The following is an 18,309-nucleotide window of genomic DNA, read 5'->3' on the forward strand; positions in this document are numbered from 1 at the left end:
TCGTCAACCCCCTGCCCCTCCAGCAATCCCTGCCCGCCCCCGTCTTCAAGGCGCTGAGCGAGTGGTCGGACGGCAAAACCAGCATTCGCCAAATGGGTCGCTACCTGGGCCGAGACACCCTGGTGGTAGCCAAAGCCATCTATCCCTATGTTCGTCAAGGGGCGATCCACCTCTCCGATCCCGTCCTGATCATCGAGCCCCAGCGCACTCGTCCCCTCAAACCCAGCGACAAGCCCGCCCACATCCTCTGCATCGACGACTCCATGGCCATCCAAAAAACCGTGGAGTTCATCTTGCAAAACGAGGGCTACCAGGTCACCACCATCGGCAACCCCCTCAAAGCCCTGGGACAGGTGTTTCTCCTCAACCCCGACATGATCCTCTGCGATGTGGCCATGCCCAAGTTGGATGGGTACGAGCTGTGCGCCATGTTGCGCAAATCCAGCCAGTTCCGCGAAACCCCCATGATCATGCTCACCGGCAAGGACGGCTTCACCGACCGGCTCAAGGCCCGCATGGCCGGGGCCAACGAGTTTCTGAGCAAGCCCTTTTCTGAGAGGGAATTGTTGACCGTCGTCGAATCTTATGTGGGCCCACCTCCCAAGCGGGGCGGTGGCGAATAAGCGGGGGGCCAGCCGAAATCCCTAAAAAATGTCGAGATTCGAGCCAAGCAAGCAGAGTACTGCAGAATACTGGACAGAAGAGGAACTTCACCAAACAATAGGAGGTAGCCCAACCAGCCTGGGGCTGCAAGGCCAGATGCAGCCAAAAGCGCTGAAAGACAGGATCCCACTTCAGGTAGCCGCCAGGGTTGACCGGACACGCGAAACACAGCAGGGGCGAGATGACCATGAGCAAAGTACTGGTGGTGGATGATAACCGTACCTATCTGGAGGCCATTTCCAGCCTGCTCTCCGAGAGCGGGTTGGAAGTCTCCACAGCCATGGACGGTGTGGAGGCGATGGACATCATTCGTCAGCAGAAGCCTGACGTGGTGGTGCTGGACATCGTCATGCCTGGCATGAACGGCTACGAAGTGTGCCGGGAAGTGAAGAAAGATGAAAGCACCAAGCACATCCGCATCGTCGTGTGTTCCACCAAAGATCAAGTCTTTGATATCGAGTGGGCCAAGCGCAATCAAGCCGATGCCTATGTAACCAAACCTTTCAAGCCTCAAGAGCTATTGGCTACTATCAAACAGCAGTTGCGGGAGATCAAGGAGACCAGCCAAAAATGAGTCGCATTCTGGTGGTGGAAGACAGCCAATCCCAGCGGGAGATGATCGGCAAGTTGCTGCAGGAAAACGGCTTCGAGGTGATGACGGTGGAAGATGGCGTGGAAGCCGTAGAGGCGGTGAAGCAAAACAAGCCCGACCTGATCGTGCTGGACATCGTCATGCCGCGGATGAATGGCTACGAAGTGTGCCGTCTCCTCAAGGCCGATCCGCTCACCCAAAAAACCCCGATTGTCATGTGTTCTTCCAAAGGCGAAGAGTTCGACCGCTACTGGGGGCTCCGCCAGGGAGCAGATGCCTATATTGCCAAGCCTTTCCAGCCGCAGGAACTGGTGGGTACGATTAAGCAATTGCTGAGAGGCTAGGAACCGCCCATCCCGCCTCTATGCCTGCTGGCAGAGCCCAAAGGGGTTCCATGCCCTGGACAAGGGAGCAGCGGCCACCCCTCCACAAGACCATCGATACGGGGGAGCGTCATGCTAGGGGATCTGGATCTGTTGATGGGGGATGAGACCCAAGAATTGCAGGAAATGGAGGCTCCCGAAGGTGAGCTATTCCTGAAATTCAAGGTCGCCACCGGAGAAGAATTTGCCCTGCCGGCAGTATCGGTTGTAGAGGTGATGAGCATCGGCCCTGAGAAAATTACCCCCATGCCGAATGTCGCGCCAGTTCTGCTGGGCACTCTGAACTTGCGGGGCGAAATTATCTGGGTTGCGGATCTGGGGCAGTTTTTGGGGATCAGCCCGCCCCTCAACCTCGACCGCGCCGAGCTCCCTGTGGTGGCCGTGATGGATCAACCGGATTTGCTGATGGGCCTGGCTGTGGATTTAATTGTGGGCATGGAGTGGCTGAAGACGGAAGCGGTGCGGCCTGTTCTCGTGGCTCCTGAGTCGATAGCTCCCTTCTTGCGAGGGGAATGGGTGGTGCCCGCGACGGGAGCCCGCTTGCCGCTGCTGGATCAGTCAGCCATCCTGAGATCCGACCGTTGGGGTTGAGGAATGGCTAGCCGCAAGTTCGGCAGAAATGCGGAAATTCCAAAGCCATTCACAATGGAAAGAATGGAGCCGATCTTGTTCCCTAGAGATTGGCGCCCGGCCACCCGGCGAGTGTGGCCGTGCTGCCCCAATGGTCTGTGGAAAGAGGGCAAGAGCCCATTCTTTTTGGGAGCAAAGCAGCCAGTTGGGAGAGGTAACCTATCTGTAGCTTAACAATCTAAAGGGTTTAGGCGGGTTGGTGTTGGGGGAGTTCTGGGCATTTGGGTTGAAGTAGCAACAGAGGTAGCCAAGCAGGGAAGGGAGGATCCATGGTTTCGAGCGCAAACAATCAGAGAGACTTTACCGAGGCAATGGTCGCCTTTTGGCAGGGAGACTACGTCGAGGCAGTGCGGTTGTTCAACCAGGTAGCCGCTGCTCAGCCGCAGGATACTGCTGTCAAGTTGCTGCTGGCCTCGGCCCAGAAGCAAGCGGGGCAGTTGCTGGAAGCCCGCCATACCTACGATACCATCCTCAAGACGGCCAGCGATCCTGAGGAGCTGGAGTCGGCCCGCAGGGGCCTGGAGGAGCTGCTCCAGATGGCGCCGGAGCTGGCGGATGTTCCCTCTCCGGCGCAGGAAGACAAGCTCCAACCTCAAGGGGAGTTCCCACCTCAACCGGAGGAGGCGGATCCCTTTCCCCAGTTTGAGTTTGAGGCGATGAGGGAACAGGAGGCCGACCCCTTTGCTCAGGATCTCTTCTCGATGCGAAGCGACAGCTTTGCCGCCGATGAGATGACTTTTGGCGAGGAAGAAAGCTTTGCGGATCCTTTTGAGACAAGGCTAGAAATGGAGCCTGCGGATCCGTTTGCCTCCTCTCACCCGCTGCCCGCCAACCCTCAGGTAACGCCGCCAGCGGTTCCGGGAGAGACCGCTTTGCGAGCGGGCAGGGAGCAGCCTCAAACAGACCCAGTGGTCGATGACGATTTTGCCTTCCTTAGCGAGTTCGACCGGCAGCACCTGCAGGATCTAGACAGTGATTCTATTACGCAGTTGGCTGGCGACGCGGCTTTTCCCGAGGAGATGGGCTTCTCCCTACCCACTTTTGGGGAAGAGGAGGTGGGATCCCTGGATGAGGGCCTGCCGACGGAATTGGCCACCCCCATGAGCGAGCCGATCCCTGCCCCCGAAGAAGACACGGCCGGTCCTGGCCCTGCTCTTTTCGAGCTCAACGAGCTGGACAGTCTGGATCGCGAACTGGCCGGCATGGAGGGCGGCGAGGTGCCGGTCTTCTCTCCCGATGAGGGGGAGACGCAGGAGGCGGGCGGAACGGCTGGCAGCTCGCCTACAATCTCGATGCCCCTCCCAGGGGGCCAGGGAGCGGGGATGTTCGCTGGGATCGCCAACCGCCCGCTTGCCGATCGGCAGTTGGCCACAGCGCTGATCCAAGGAGCCGTGAGTTTGGCTGCCGGGTTGGCCATTGGCCTGGGGATCCCCGCCAATGGGGGAGCTCGCTTGCTTGCCGGGGTCATCGGGGGTGGAGTGATCGGCACGGGAGCCGGGGTTGTGCTGGGGGCCAGCAGTGCCAAACACATTCGCTCCACCGCTCAAGAGCTGGCCAGCCACTTTGCCGCCTTGGCCCAGGGGAATTACTCCGTCAGAGCAGAGGCGAGAGGGGATGACGAGTTGGGCCGCTTGGCCAACAGCTTTAACCAAATGGCTGCCGCCCTGGAGGCCCATTTTGCCGATCTGAGCCAGCGAGCTGCCGAGCAGGGACAGGCCAAGGAGGACTTACAACGCCAGGTCATTCGCCTGCTGGACGACGTCGAGGGGGCAGCCCGCGGGGACTTAACGGTGCGGGCGGAGGTCACTGCCGATGTGCTCGGCGCCGTCGCCGACTCTTTCAACCTGACCATTCGCAGCTTGCGGGACATCGTTGTCCAAGTGAAGCGGGCCGCCGCTGCCGTCAACGATGCGGCTTTGCAGAGCGAGAACTTTGCCCGCAGCCTCTCTGCCGATGCCTTGCGCCAGGCGGAGGAGATTTCCAACTCCCTCAACTCCATTCAGGAGATGACGGAATCAATTCAAGAGGTAGCCAGCAACGCCCGCGAGGCGGCCAACGTAACTGCTCAAGCCACGGAAGCAGCCGCCCGCGGCGGAGAAGCAGTGGATCGCACGGTGGCCAGCATCCTGGAAATTCGGGAAATGGCAGCAGAGACGACCCGCAAGGTGAAACGCTTGGCAGAATCCTCCCAAGAAATCTCCAAGATCGTGGCCTTGATTTCTCAAATTGCTTCGCGCACCAACCTGCTCGCCCTCAACGCCAGTATTGAGGCCGCCCGGGCGGGCGAGGCGGGACGGGGCTTTGCCATCGTGGCTGACGAGGTGCGACAACTGGCCGACCGGGCCGCCAAAGCCTCGAAGGAGATCGAGCAGATTGTGCTGCAGATCCAGTCGGAGACCAGCAACGTGATGACGGCCATGGAGGAGGGCACGCAGGTGGTGATCCAGGGGACGCGGCGGGCTGAGCAGGCCAAAAGCAGCCTAGACGAGATCATCGAGGTCAGCCGGCGGATCGATGGGCTGGTGCGGGCTATTTCTCAGGCTACCGTGCAGCAAACAGAAACCTCTCGCGCCGTGGCCCAGGTAATGCAATCAGTGGAGCTGACTGCCAACGAGACGTCCGAAGAGGCGCAGAAGGTAGCCAGCTCGCTGCAACAGTTGGTGAGCATCGCTCGCGAGCTGCAAGCTTCTGTCGGTCGCTTCCGGGTGGGGGATGAATGAGCAAATCTGCTCGGTTGGCGGGCATCCTAGGGACAAGCAAGGATCCCGATGGGAAGTTGCCGCACTTCAGGGACATCGGGATCCCTCTGTCCCAAGACAGAATCCGGGCATGGGAGAGCTTCCCCTGTCCGATCTGCTACTACTGATATGAGTACCTGTGGGCTGTAGGAGGAACCTCCTGCCATGAATGAAGAAGCACAAAAGCGGATCCTCGGTTATTTTATCGAAGAAGCCCGCGACCACTTGGCAACGATCGAGCAAGGGCTCCTCAGCCTGCGGGACAGCGTGAGCGATCCTGAGCTGATCAACGAGTTGTTCCGAGCTGCCCACTCCATCAAAGGCGGAGCGGCCATGCTGGCCCTCGCCAGCATTCAGCGGACTGCCCACCGCCTAGAGGATTTCTTCAACGTGTTTCGCTCTCGCCCGGGCGAAGTGCCGGTGGATCAGCACTTGGAGACGCTGCTGCTGCGAGTTTTTGATGGGTTGGCGGCGTTGTTGGACGAGCTGCAGAGCCCTCGCGGTCTCACCCAGGAGTTCAGCAACGCGACGCTGGCGGAACTGGAGCCGGTTTTTCAGGAGACTGAAAACTACATTCAGAGCCTTCTCGGCGCTGGCCCTGTCGCTAGCTCTGCTCCGGCTGCCCCCCCGCCGCCGGCGGCCCGCACCCTACAACAAGAGATGGCGGAAGTGGTGCCGCAGCAATTGCGGCAGATGTTGGAGCTGTTCAAGCGAGGGGATCAGCCGGGCATTCGCGAGCAGTTGCGGGAGGCAAATGCCGTTCTCAAGCAGATCGGGCAAGCCCATCATCTGGCGGGCTGGCAGCAGCTCACAGAAACCTTCGAGCAAGCCCTGGGCAACCCCGACGCCGATCTGCGAACGTTGGCGTTGGTCGCCCTGCGAGACTTGAAGCAGGGGCAGCAGCTTATCTTGGCGGGCAGGGCCGAAGAGGTGACGGCCTCGGCGGAATTGCAGCAATTGGCTCGCCCGGCGGCTCCCGCTCCGCCGCCGGATCCTTTGGAGGTGGTGGTTCACCAGCAGATCCCGGCCCTGTTGCGCCAGATGCTGGAGCTGTTCAAGCGTCCTGACGACCCGGCAACGCGGCCTGCCCTGCAAAGCTTGGCCCAATCGCTCCAGCAGGTGGGACAGGCCGAAGGTGTGGATCTGGGCGGCTGGACGGCCCTAGCCCGCCTGATTGGCGAGATCCTGGCAGATCCTGCCCAGGATTTGCGGCAACTGGCTCTGCCGGTTCTGAGAGATTTGAAACAGGCTCACCAAGCTCTGGCCAGCGGAGCAGCGCAGACCATCCAGCCCTCCGCTGAGTTGTTGGCCTTCCGCCCTGTGCTGCCGGCCCTTGAGGAGCCAGAGCCGCTCTTCCTCGAACCCGAGAGCACGCCTGCCCCAGCGGACTGGGCCGCTGCTGGGATCCCGGCAGAAGAATCCTCTGCCCCTGATGGGAGCCAAGAAGAACCTGAACCAGGAGAGGCGATCCCCGTCGAAGCAACCCTGCAAGCGGAGGAGGCGGCCTGGGATCTGCTGGCCGAACAGCCGCCGTCCACTTTGGAGATGGACAGCGTTCTGGCGGGCGAGGAGGGCTCAGGGCTGAGCTGGCCGGAGATGTCCACCGAGGCTTTGCCAGAGGAAGACTGGCAAGCAGCCGCCGACCTTGCCCAAGAGGGCGTCGCCGCGCCGGAAGAAGCCGCAGCAGCCCGCGGCTGGCTCCAGGATAGGCTGAGCTTTGGCTCAGGCGATTTCGACGCCCCTCCTTTGAGCCTGGAAGCAGAAGCCTCCGCCGCCTTTGACGAGCTGTTTGCCAACGCAGAGCAGCTATCCGATATTGAAGAGCCGCCGCCGGAGCTGATCCCTCCTTCCCCCGAGCCTTTTTCGCAGGCGCTTGAGGAGCTGAGCCCAGAAGAGGGGGGAGCGGAAACGGATTTGGCGGAGCTGTTTGCCGAAGTAATGGGCGAAGCGGCGGCAGAGCTGTCACCTGTCGAGCCTGCCGAGCTGACAGGAGCCGAGGAAACCAGCCAGGCCATCTGGGATGTCCCCGCCCAGGAGCGGGCGGCCCAAGTCGCTGCGGAAAGCCCCGAGGAAGCCTCGGCTGCAGACGAAGCTGCAAGTGTCGGAGTGGAAGCCTTGTTCGAGCTCGAGGAGCTGGCAGTAGAGAGCTCTCCTCTGCAGGAGCTGTCTCAGTTGCCTGACTTTGGGGCTGCTCCCGACAGCGGGCCGGAAGCGGATCTTTGGGCAGAGGAGCCGTCTCCGTCCCTCCAGCCTGGGGATGGGGAGGCGGCCGCAGACTTGTGGGCTGAGTTCCCCGCCGACATCTGGCCGGGGGACTTTTCTGTCCCCGATGAGACGGGATCCCTGACATCTTTGGACTCTGCGGCTGAAGGCGGCCTGGAGAGCCTTGTCTCGGCGGCGGATCAGGCCTGGTGGAGCCCAGAAGAAGCAGGCGAACCTTCCCCCTCTTTCGAGGTGGCTTCTCAACCCTCTTCTGACCTTGCCGACTCTGCCGCAGTCGAGCAACTGGAAGACCTTTTCGCCGAAGAATCTTCGCCCGGCGAACCTGCCGCTGCGGCGGAGAGCTTCTTGGCCCCTTCCGACGAGTCGACGGCGGCGGAAACCCCGGACTTGGGGGCCGAGCTGAGCCTAGCCGATCTCTTCGCCGGGGAGACGCTGGAGGATGCCCCGGGCACGGGGGATGCGGCACAGGCCCAGGACTGGGCTCTTTTGGAGAACCTCTTCCCGGTTCAGGAAGAAGCTCTCTATCCTGAGGGCCAGCCCGCGGAGGCCTTCGACCGCCTCGAGGCTCTATTTGCCGAGGAGCCCGCTACCGAAGCACTGAGCTTAGAAACCAGCGGATCCCTCTCGGCCATGGATGGCGAGGTGGATTTGGATGAGTTGAGCCGGTTCTTTGCAGAAGGGGAGGCCGCCCAGGAAGCGATCCCCTCAGATCTGGCCACTTTCCTGGGCGAGGCAGAGGCTTTGCAAGGGAGCAGTCTGGAGGGAGTGACTCTGCCTGAGCCAGAACCACTTGTAGCTGCAGCAGAGCAAGGCGGAGCTTCCCAGCCAGCAGAGGACGATCTGGCCAGCCAACTGGAAAGCCTGTTCGCGGAGGATGAGCTCTTGGCTGCCCAGAGCGCGACTGTTTCCCCAGATGAGACACAGCCTTTGGAGGAAGAAGCGCCGGAAGCCTCTCCTGCCCCAAGTTTGGACGATTTGGCCGCCCTTTTCGATGCCGCCGAACCAGCGGTGCCCCCTGAGCTAGAGGAGGTCATCGCTCCCATTGTGGGATCCCCTACAGCCGTGAGCGGCGAGGTCGCCGACGATTTCGCAGCCCAACTGGAATCCCTCCTAGGCGATCTCGAGGTCGCCCCCCAAGTCTCTGCAGCAGCGCCGGCGCCTTCTCCGCCCGCTGTCGCCGCCCCAGCAACAGCCGCCCCCACGGCACCGGCTACCCCAACAGCACCGACCACACGGCGATCTGCCCTCAGCAATCCTGTAATGCGGGTGGAGGTGCGCCACCTCGACTCCATCAACAACTTGGTGGGAGAGCTGGTGGTCATCCGCAACAGCATGGAGCAAAACCAAACTCGCCTGCGCCAGTTTCTGGATGGCCTATTGGGCCGGGTGCAACAGCTAGGGGAGCTGGGCCAGCGCATGCGGGATCAGTACGACCGCTCGTTGCTGGAAGCGGCGCTGTTCTCCAGCCGCAGCAGCGCGGCAACGGTGGGGTTTGGTCGGAACGGCGAGGAATCCCCTCGGGGACGGGTGGGTCATTCCATAGGCCAAGAGTTCGACAAGTTGGAGATGGATCAGTTTACGGCCTTCCACACGCTGGCCCAGGAGATCATTGAGCTCATCGTGCGGGTGCGCGAGTCTTCTTCCGACATCGAGTTTGCGGTGGACGAGGCAGAGCAGATCACCCGCCAATTCCGCCAGGTCACCACCCAACTGCAAGAAGGCCTGAACCGGGCGCGCATGGTGCCCTTCTCGCAAATTGCCGACCGGCTGCCCCGCGCCGTCCGTGACCTCTCCATCAAAACGGGCAAACAGGCCAGCCTGGTGGTGGAAGGCCGCGACACCCTCATCGACAAGGCCATCCTGGAAGAGCTTTCCGACCCGATGACCCACCTGGTGAACAATGCCCTGGTGCACGGGATCGAGCCCCCTGAGGAGCGGCGCCGCTTGGGCAAGCCCCCTGAAGGCAAGATCACCGTCAAAGCTTTCTACCAGGGCAACCAGACAATCATCGTCGTCGCCGACGACGGTGCCGGCATCCCGGTGGAGAAAATCAAGGCCAAGGCGCAAAGGCTGGGGCTGCTGTCAGAGCAGGCAACCGAAGAAGAAGTGTTCAACGTCCTCTTCCACCCCGGCTTTAGCGTTCGCGAGGCCAGCGAGGTGGACGATCTGGCCGGGCGGGGGGTTGGCTTGGACGTGGTGCGCCGCAACATCACCGATCTGCGCGGCAGCATCCAAGTGGATTCCGTGCGCGGCAAGGGCACCACCTTCACCATCCGCCTGCCGCTTACCCTGAGCATTTCCAAGGCAATGGTGTGTGTCAGCGACAAAGCCCTGATCGCCTTCCCCCTCGACGGTGTGGAGGAGATGCTGGATGTTCCCGTCGACGAGGTGCAGCCGGATGAACAGGGGCGGCCCTCCATTCCCTGGCGGGATCAACGCCTTCCCTTCCAGCCCCTCTCGAATCTGTTGTCCTACAGCCGCAGCCACAGCCGCAGCCGCTCAGAGGTCTACAGCATCGCCCAAGAGGAGGGCATCCTGCCCATCGTCGTCCTGCAAAGTGCCGGCCAGTACGTTGCCCTGCAGGTGGACAGCTTTGTGGAAGAGCAGGAAATCGTGATCAAGCAATTGCGCGGGCCTGTGCCCAAACCACCTGGCATTTCTGGGGCAACGGTGCTGGGCAATGGTCGCGTGCTGCCAATTGCTGACGTCCTTGAACTGGTAGATATGGCCCAAGGCCGCCGTCGCGATCTCAGCCGCCTCTGGGCGGAGCGTCGCGCTGCGGAGCCACGTGCCGAGGAAACCCATCAAACCACGGTGCTCATTGTGGACGACTCGATTGCAGTGCGGGAACTGCTCTCCATGTCCTTTCAAAAGGTGGGCTACCGGGTGGAGCAAGCCCGCGATGGCCAGGACGCCTGGGAAAAGCTTCGCGGTGGCTTGCGCTGCGATCTCATCTTTTGCGACATCGAGATGCCGCGCATGGACGGCTTGGAGTTGCTCTCCCGCATACGGGCAGACAGCAACCTCAGGCATATTCCAGTAGCTATGCTCACCTCACGGGGGGCAGAACGGCACCGGCAGACAGCCCGCGAGCTGGGAGCCACTGCCTACTTCACCAAGCCCTACTTGGAGGAAGAGCTGTTCAGCGCTGCCGCTCGCATGTTGCAAGGGGAGCAGTTGTTGGCACCCAACCCCACTTCCTGAACTGGCGACGCCAGGGGCGCCCAGATGGAGGCACCAAGCTAAGGGATCCCACTCTGGCGCCAGGATCGCCAAAGGGTTTGACTCCAGAGGGGGCTGGAAGGCGTAGGATATTGACCTGTTGTCCTCGGAGAGAAGTGGCGATGCGCCTGACTGTCTGTGCTCTCATCCTGGCTGGTGGGTTTGTCCTGGGCAATCCCTGGCTTGCCAGGGAGCTGGGGCTAGAGGCAACTGCTCATGAGAACAAGGGGGGGCTCTCAATCCAGAGAGCTCATCGGCTAGGCCTAGGCCCTGCCGACGAATCCTTCGAACTGCGGTTTCTGGATGCGATGATCCTCCACCACGAGGGAGCGGTGAGCATGGCCACAGAAGCCCTGCAAAAATCCCGGCGGCGGGAAATTCGTCAGTTGGCCAGGGCCATTGGGGTCGCCCAAAGCCAAGAAATCAAGCAGATGCAAGACTGGCGGCTGAGCTGGTACCCGCTAGCTCCCCAGGAGCCCGTCATGTGGCATGAAGAGATGGGCCACCAGATGGCCATGACTCCAGAAATGATCTCGGCTATGCGCATGGATACCGACCTGGGAGCCGCTGACCCTGAGTTCGATCTGCGCTTCCTGCAAGCAATGATCCAGCACCACGAAGGAGCCCTGGTCATGGCTAGAGAGGCTCTGGAAAAATCCAAGTGCCCCGAGATTCGGCAACTGGCAACAGCCATTGTCACTACCCAGCAAGCGGAGATTGAGCAAATGCGGGCCTGGCAAAAGCGGTGGTATCCGCGCTAGGGCCGCTGGGATCGTTTGCAGGCCTCAGCAGGCTCTGTAAAGATGATGGGATGCGAGCAAGGCCGGCTCTTGCGGCTGCCCGCAGCACTCAGAGGATTCCCCTGCATTGCCAATGGCCCTAGAGCTGCCCTCCTTCCCTCAACACCCGGCTTTGCTCCCACCGCTTCGCCCAGAGTGGAGATCCCGCTGGCTGGCGGGGCTGGCCGTTTTGCTGCTGTGTTTGGGATCCCCCAACCGCTGGCTGCACTGGTTTCCGGGAGCGCTGCTGGGCCTAGCGCCTCTGTTTTACCTTTGCGAACAGCAACAGGGTTGGAGGCAGTGGCGTTTGGCCTATGGCCTCTGGTTTTGCGTGTGCCTGTACGCCTTCTGGGTGGATCCCTTCTCGCTTCAAGTGCTCAGCGCCTGGGAGATCCTGGGAGGAGCAGTGGTGGCTCCCCTGATCCCTCTGTTTTTCACAACAGCCACGGTCTTGAGCTTGGCGCTGAGCCGGCCCCTCCCCCCCTGGGCACGTCCCCTGGGCCTGGCCACGGTCTGGACAGGCCTGGATGGGCTGCTGGGCCTGCTCTGGTGGCCGATCCCCTTTCATTGGGGATCCCTGCTCTTTGACTGGCCCCTGGGGATCCAAATTGCCGATCTCACCGGGATCTGGGGAGTGACCTTTTTTGCCGTGTTCGTCAATGGCGTGGTTTGGCAGTTGGCCGAGCAGCTCCGCTGCCAATGGAGGGCAGAGGGATCCTGCTCGGGGGCCGAGAACCCGGATATCCGGCGCACGCTGGCCTGCGGCTTAGGTCTGGGGGGGCTGGTCTTGGCCTATGGCAGCCTGCGGCTGGCCTACTTTGATGTTTTAGCGGCGGCGGAAGGGGATCCCAGCTTTCGCGTGGGGACGGTGCAGCAGGTGGCCTGGTTGGAAGCCGATCGCAGTTGGGAGTACCGCAGCCAGCGCTACCGGGAGTTGCACCAGCTTTCGGCCCAGGCGGTGGCCGAGGGGGCGCAGTTGGTGATCTGGCCGGAAGGAGCCTTGCGGGCCCGGTTGCTGAACACCCCCCTGCAACCCCATGTGATCGAGCCAATGCGAGCCATCCTCCCCCCAGAAGGGGCTTTGATTACGGGGGCCACGGAGCCGGATCCCCGCACAGCCCACCTGCCGGAGGAGGAGCAGCGATTTTTCAACACCGCCCTCTTCTTCAACGCCCAAGGCCAAGTGCTGGATTGGTTTGGCAAGCAGTGGATCTTCCCCTATTTTGAGTCGGGGCGCTACGCGCCCTCCCCAGATGGCTATCGGCCGCTGGCGGGAGGGGAGCTGTTTGGGCCTTTGGGGGTGATGATCTGCTTGGAGAGTGTATTGCCCGCCCCCAGCCGAACTCTGACCCGCAATGGAGCAGAGTCGTTGATCGTGATCTCCGACGATAGCTGGTTTGGCAACAGCCACTGGCCCATGCTCCACGGCCGGCTTTCGGTTTTCCGGGCGGTCGAAAACCGGCGCAGCGTGGTCTTTGTCAACAACACCGGCGGCAACCTGGTGGTGGATCCCTCAGGTCGACTCCAGCAGGTGGGCCCGATTTTTCAGCGCGGAGTGGTGACTGGAGAGGTCAGGCGGCAATCCCAGGTAACCTTCTACACGCGCACAGGCGACTGGCTGGCCTGGTTAACCTTAGGTCTTTCTCTAGGATTGACGGCCTGGGGATCCCGAGCAGGGCAAGGATGCGCTAAGATTGGTGAGCATCAATAGTCTAAGTCAGCTTTCCCGTCCCGCGTTCCCAGTTTGCGCTGCTGAACTGGCTGAACAAAGGGATGCGGAATTGCTTACCCTTGCTGATGTAGCTCAGTCGGTAGAGCAGCTCACTCGTAATGAGCAGGTCATCGGTTCGAGTCCGATCATCAGCTTTGGAGCCTTGTCCGGCCCTCACGGGGCTACTGACCTAGGCTGGCCTAGCGCGGGGATCCCCTCTCCCAGGAGGGGGACATGAAGAGCGTAGCCAGTTGGTCGGGGCTTCGCCTTATGCTGAGAAGTATGGCCATTTCCCCGGCAGCGGTCTTTGGCAATGGTAACCCCCTTCTCTTGGCCCTATCGCACCCCAGGGATCCCGGACTCCGCCTTTGAGCGGATCCCGGGGATCCCGATGAGCCCCCGCGAGGTACGCGTGCTGGTGCTGAGCCAGTTGCGCCTGGGAGAAGACCACTGCCTATGGGATATCGGCGCCGGGACAGGCACCATCGCCATCGAAGCGGCCATTCTCTGCCCCCGCGCTCGCGTGATTGCCATCGAGCGCGATGCCGAGGTGGTCAGCTTGATCGAGAGCAACTGCGAGAAATTCGGCCTCAACAACGTGCAAGTAATCCAGGGCACCGCCCCCGATTGCTTGCATCAGCTCTCTCCGCCCCCCGATCGCATCTGTATCGAAGGTGGCCATCCCCTACGGGAGATCCTGGAGGCCTCCTGGAACCATCTCAAACCCAACGGCAGGATTGTGGCGACCACCAACTCTCTGGAGGGGCTCTACGGCCTCTCTGCCGGGCTGGCTGCCGTGCGAGCTCATCATGTGGAGGTGATCCAATCAGCCGTGAACCGCCTGGAACACCGCGGTCGCAGCCAACTGTTGCTGCCTCTGGATCCCACCTTTGTGTTAAGCGGGGAAAAATCCAGCTAAATCTTGTAAGAAATCCGTTTATATTTTTTGCAAATCCCTTCGCAAAGTAATGGGCTCAAGAAAATTGGGCTAGCCCAAGCCCTCTTTGGAGATCGGCAAAGCACAAACCTTAAGCTATGCCGATATTTCTAGATTGCAGACTTTCATTTGCCCTTATACCAGAGACAGAGAGCTGCGGATCCCAGGGCCATGGATGAATTGCAACACCCCTTTCCCGAATCACGAGAAGTGAGGCTGCGACAACTGCTAATTCGAGAGCGCTGGCCGGAAATGCTGAAGGGCTGCCGGGCCTGCATCCATTGGGACGACTTCAAGCGACCCGAATGCTGCGGCGACTGCGGCATTGGCGATCGCCGCAGACAAGAAGCAGAAAACCAGCCCAGCAAATCTTCAGGCATTTAGCCTGGGCAGATTCTCCCCATCGGGAGCCGATTCTAGTAGTTATTTTTGCCCAGCAATTTCTACCTTAGGCTCATCAAAACGCCGGAGAGAGGAACTTCTTGGGGAGGCAGCAGAGGCACCTCTACTTTCGCCACTTCCTGCTCGTAAATGCCCAGCTGGCGAGCGGCAGCCGTCGAAATATCCAGATCTCGACCGCGAACAAAAGGGCCCCGAGCCAGAACATCCACCACCACTCTAGGCCTGGGATCCTCAGAATTGGTCAAAGTCTCCCAAAAACGTGTCCGGGAATACACTGATGAGCCCCACGGATCCCAGGTTCCGCAGAGGGATCTTTCGGCTGAAGTCAGTGGGCTTGGGTTGGGGCAATGCTCCCAGAAGCCGGCGCGGCTCCTCAAGGGCGAGGGGATCCCGGAGAAATGCAAACCACTGTATCAATTTCTACATAGTTCTCTACATTCCGCAGTCTTCGTTAGGGGCTGAGCTAGAGTGTTTCCAGCAGGCTCCTGGGGTGGGCTGCCTTTTCAGGAGGCCAAGTGCCGCGACTGATCGCATCAGCGGGCTGGAGGCACTTGGTTAGCAATTGGCAGGAGTAGCGATGCCAGCATCGCAACGGCAAGCTAGGCGCGAGAACAGCCTGGCCAAGCTTCGCAAGGAACGCCGGAGGGCAAGCAGAGGATCTAGGCCCAGCGGCCCAAAACATGTTACAGGTTCTCCCCCAGCCTGAAACCTCCGTAGGGGCGAGGGGGCGTACACAGAAGAGCTTACAGCCGTGTTGGTACCTATGTTTGCCGTGGATGGGAAAACCCCCCTGATGTTAATCAAACCCAGCCCCGCCAGACGGTGGGTAGCAAGCGGCGAAGCCACACTCCCCTGGCAGCGAGGTGAGCGGGGCGTGCGGCTGAAAGCAACCAATCGAGTGAGTTTGCAGGAGGTCGCTCCTGGCAAGCAGCTATGGCAAAATGCCAACCTAGGGTATTGCAAGTTTTTAACGTTCAACGGTTGGAGGGCACGGCTCCTAACAGCGCCGTGTAATGGTGTGTGATGAAAGTCGGAGATCGAGTGCGGGTGCGTACCAGCGTGATCGTCTATCACCACCCGGAACATCGCAATCAACCTTTTGACCTCAAAGGTATGGAGGGAGAAGTGACGGCTGTGATCCAAGACTGGAACGGCCGCCCGATCAGCGCTAATTTTCCCTTTCAGGTGCAGTTTGGGAATAAGTTCCGCGCCCACCTCCAGGCCGACGAGCTGGAGGTGATCGAGGCGAGCCCTTCCTCCGAGCCTGCGGCCTAGGTGAGACCCAGCAGGGTACGGTTGGTTTCCAGAATCGGCTGGATCAAAGCAAACTCCGCGGGGGTGAGGTACTTGGCTATCACCTCTTGCAAGAAGCGGTAGGTAGCCTCACAACTGCGCTGGGTGCGGAAGGCCCGCATCAAGGTCTGAAACCAGTAGAGAAATCGCTCCTTGTAGCGCTGCTCATCGTCTAGGAGCATGGCCAAAGCCGAGAGGCGCAAAACCCGCACGGTGTCGGCTCTCCATTTGTTGCGGAAATCCTCCACCCCTCGCATGAGCAAGTAGGGATCCAGAGCGCGCAGCTTCGCCTCCACCTCGCCGACAATCTGGGCTTCCGCCGCTTGGATTTTGCGATAGGCGCCCAGGCGCAGCTCAAAGGAGGCCAGGTAGCTCTCCATGAACTGCATCTCCTCATCTCTGAGGTAGCGTCCGTCGGCAGCCAGGCTCAGTTGGCGCAGTTGAGTCAGCATGGGGATTCCCTAGAAAACCAAGGAGAGAGGGGGAGTGCGGCCCTTTCGCCCCCGATCCTAGCCGCAAGCCCGTTGACAAAAGTGCGCGATCCTGCGGATCTTCGGCTATTCTCCCCGGCCTCTCAGCCGGGTTAATATTAATTAATAGTCTATCGTTGCAAGAATCCACTCGACCCCAGATGCCATCTGTGAGTTCGATAAAAAGCACCCTTTGGGAGGAAACGCTTCCGTGAGTCAGAAAGGTAAAAACAAAAAATGGAGAAGCGCCGGATTGTACGCGTTGCTGGCCATTGTCTTGATCTCGCTGGCCACAACCTTCTTCGGCACCCGTCCGGCTGAGCGTCTGGAGATCAGCTACTCCGACCTGATGAGCCGCATAGAACGGGGCGAGGTCAGCAAAGTCTTGGTCGAGATCGCCCCCGATGGTCGCCAAATTGCCATTGCCGAGGCGGAAATCAACAACCGCGCCACCCAAGTGCTGGTCAACCTGCCTCCCCTCACCCCCGAGTTTGAGAACACCTTGCTTGCGCAAGGGGTGGAGCTGGCGGTGCGCCCGGTTCAGGAGGAGGGTCTGCTGGGGCGCATCCTCAGCACCTTCTTCCTGCCCGTCTTGCTGCTGCTTGGCCTGTTTTTCCTGTTGCGCCGAGCCCAAAACGGCCCTGGCAGCCAGGCGCTCAACTTTGGCAAGTCGAGGGCAAGGGTGCAGATGGAGCCGAAAACTCAGGTTACCTTCAACGATGTGGCTGGTGTTGACCAGGCCAAGTTGGAGCTGGCCGAGGTGGTGGACTTTTTGAAAAACCCCGAGCGGTACAACGCTCTGGGCGCCAGGATCCCGCGCGGGGTGTTGCTGGTCGGCCCCCCAGGTACAGGTAAAACCCTGTTGGCCCGCGCTGTGGCCGGAGAGGCGGGTGTGCCCTTCTTCTCCATTTCTGGCTCTGAGTTTGTGGAGATGTTTGTTGGAGTGGGGGCCTCGCGGGTGCGGGATCTGTTCGAGCAGGCCAAGCAAAATGCCCCCTGTATTGTCTTCATCGACGAAATCGATGCCGTGGGTCGGCAGCGGGGAGCCGGCCTAGGAGGTGGCAACGACGAGCGGGAGCAAACCCTGAACCAGTTGCTGACCGAGATGGACGGCTTTGAGGGCAACTCCGGCATCATCGTTATCGCCGCCACCAACCGCCCCGATGTGTTGGATGCAGCGCTGCTGCGGCCCGGTCGCTTTGACCGCCAAGTGACGGTGGATCGCCCCGACTTCCAGGGCCGCCTGGAGATCCTCAAGGTGCATGCCCGCGGCAAAACCTTGGCCGCCGATGTGGATCTGGAGAAATTGGCCCGCCGCACCCCTGGGTTTACCGGCGCAGACCTGGCCAACCTACTCAACGAAGCGGCCATCTTGGCGGCCCGCCGCAACCTCACCGAGATCTCGATGGACGAGATCAACGACGCCGTGGATCGGGTGTTGGCTGGCCCAGAGAAGAAGGATCGCCTCATGAGCGAGCGGCGCAAGGAGCTGGTGGCCTACCACGAGGCAGGACACGCCCTGGTGGGATCCCTCTTGCCCAACTACGATCCCATTCAAAAGGTCAGCATCATTCCCCGCGGCCAGGCGGGCGGCCTCACCTGGTTCATGCCCAGCGATGATGACATGGGCCTGACCACCCGTGCCCACTTGAAAAACATGATGACCGTCGCCCTGGGGGGTCGGGTGGCAGAGGAGGTGGTCTATGGCGAGGCGGAGGTGACCACGGGGGCAGCCAGCGACCTACAGCAGGTGGCCCGCATTGCCCGCAACATGGTCACCCGCTTTGGCATGAGCGACCGCCTGGGCAACGTGGCCCTGGGACGCCAGTATGCCAATATCTTCCTAGGCCGTGAGATCGCTGCAGAGCGGGATTTCTCCGAGGAGACGGCGGCCCTCATCGACGAAGAGGTGCGACGTCTGGTGAATGAGGCCTACCAACGGGCCACTTACCTGATCCGGGAAAACCGCGCCCTCTTGGATCGCATCGCCCGCCGCTTGGTGGAGGCCGAAACCATTGATGGGGAAGAGCTGCAAGCGATCATCGACAGCTCGGAGGTGGTGATGCTACCGCCTGAGGAGGAGCCGGAGCCGCTGACCTTCCCGATAACCCTCAACGCTAGTGCCTAGTCTCCATGGACACAGGCCAGGGATCCCTGCCTTTTCGCCTGAGGAGGGCGGGGATCCCGATTTTTGCATGATGATAACTATCTCCCCTCTCCCAGAGAGAGGTTGGGGGTGGTCGCGTCGGCGGCGCGGCGCGCTTGG

14 protein-coding genes and 1 tRNA gene are annotated in these 18,309 nt (G+C 61.0%); 13 read left to right on the forward strand and 2 right to left on the reverse strand.

The window, feature by feature from the left end; translation table 11 throughout:
- From NW848_RS00345 to NW848_RS00395, 11 genes are all read left to right on the forward strand, one after another.
- Window positions 1–623: response regulator (locus NW848_RS00345; protein ID WP_414510342.1), on the forward strand; the 623-nt coding region annotated here is incomplete at its 5' end.
- Between the two features lie 227 nt (window positions 624–850).
- Window positions 851–1,237: a response regulator gene (locus NW848_RS00350; RefSeq protein WP_011431513.1), complete on the forward strand. Its 387-nt coding sequence runs from the start codon at window positions 851–853 to the stop codon at window positions 1,235–1,237.
- On the forward strand, window positions 1,234–1,599 hold the full coding sequence (locus NW848_RS00355; RefSeq protein WP_414508291.1) for a response regulator transcription factor: 366 nt from the start codon (window positions 1,234–1,236) through the stop codon (window positions 1,597–1,599). Before NW848_RS00350 ends, NW848_RS00355 begins: the two co-directional genes overlap by 4 nt.
- A gap of 111 nt (window positions 1,600–1,710) precedes the next feature.
- Window positions 1,711–2,229: a chemotaxis protein CheW gene (locus NW848_RS00360; protein ID WP_041438647.1), complete on the forward strand. Its 519-nt coding sequence runs from the start codon at window positions 1,711–1,713 to the stop codon at window positions 2,227–2,229.
- Between the two features lie 308 nt (window positions 2,230–2,537).
- A complete protein-coding gene (locus NW848_RS00365; RefSeq protein WP_414510343.1) occupies window positions 2,538–4,988 on the forward strand; it encodes a methyl-accepting chemotaxis protein in 2,451 nt (816 codons plus the stop codon).
- 183 nt (window positions 4,989–5,171) lie between these two features.
- Window positions 5,172–10,433 carry a response regulator gene (locus NW848_RS00370; RefSeq protein WP_414508292.1) on the forward strand — a complete coding sequence of 1,754 codons (5,262 nt, stop codon included), beginning with the start codon at window positions 5,172–5,174 and terminating at the stop codon, window positions 10,431–10,433.
- A 140-nt stretch (window positions 10,434–10,573) separates the two neighbouring features.
- Window positions 10,574–11,212 (forward strand): DUF305 domain-containing protein, encoded by a 639-nt coding sequence (locus tag NW848_RS00375; protein ID WP_414346209.1) that lies wholly within the window; start codon window positions 10,574–10,576, stop codon window positions 11,210–11,212.
- A 112-nt stretch (window positions 11,213–11,324) separates the two neighbouring features.
- Window positions 11,325–12,941, forward strand: a complete 1,617-nt coding sequence (locus NW848_RS00380) for an apolipoprotein N-acyltransferase (protein ID WP_011431519.1) — start codon at window positions 11,325–11,327, stop codon at window positions 12,939–12,941.
- 82 nt (window positions 12,942–13,023) lie between these two features.
- Window positions 13,024–13,096, forward strand: a tRNA-Thr gene (locus NW848_RS00385).
- A 158-nt stretch (window positions 13,097–13,254) separates the two neighbouring features.
- A complete protein-coding gene (gene cbiT / locus NW848_RS00390) occupies window positions 13,255–13,860 on the forward strand; it encodes a precorrin-6Y C5,15-methyltransferase subunit CbiT (protein WP_414510348.1) in 606 nt (201 codons plus the stop codon).
- Between the two features lie 189 nt (window positions 13,861–14,049).
- Window positions 14,050–14,262 (forward strand): hypothetical protein, encoded by a 213-nt coding sequence (locus NW848_RS00395; protein WP_049749797.1) that lies wholly within the window; start codon window positions 14,050–14,052, stop codon window positions 14,260–14,262.
- Between the two features lie 59 nt (window positions 14,263–14,321).
- On the opposite strand, the gene NW848_RS00400 is transcribed toward NW848_RS00395, so the two are convergent.
- Window positions 14,322–14,525, reverse strand: coding sequence for an RlpA-like double-psi beta-barrel domain-containing protein (locus tag NW848_RS00400; protein ID WP_168173328.1), 204 nt, complete (start codon window positions 14,523–14,525; stop codon window positions 14,322–14,324).
- A 778-nt stretch (window positions 14,526–15,303) separates the two neighbouring features.
- Here NW848_RS00400 and NW848_RS00405 point away from each other — a divergent pair.
- Window positions 15,304–15,555, forward strand: a complete 252-nt coding sequence (locus tag NW848_RS00405; RefSeq protein ID WP_011431523.1) for a ferredoxin-thioredoxin reductase variable chain — start codon at window positions 15,304–15,306, stop codon at window positions 15,553–15,555.
- Here NW848_RS00405 and NW848_RS00410 read toward each other — a convergent pair.
- Entirely contained in the window at window positions 15,552–16,025 is a 474-nt protein-coding gene (locus tag NW848_RS00410) for a hypothetical protein (RefSeq protein WP_011431524.1), read from the reverse strand. The genes NW848_RS00405 and NW848_RS00410 overlap by 4 nt on opposite strands.
- Before the next feature lie 229 nt (window positions 16,026–16,254).
- Between NW848_RS00410 and ftsH the strand changes: the two genes are divergently transcribed.
- The gene (gene ftsH, locus NW848_RS00415; RefSeq protein ID WP_011431525.1) at window positions 16,255–18,171 is read left to right on the forward strand and encodes an ATP-dependent zinc metalloprotease FtsH; all 1,917 of its coding nucleotides are present in this window, start codon (window positions 16,255–16,257) and stop codon (window positions 18,169–18,171) included.
- Window positions 18,172–18,309: the final 138 nt, after the last annotated feature.

It is taken from the genome of Synechococcus sp. RC10A2, assembly GCF_047502605.1.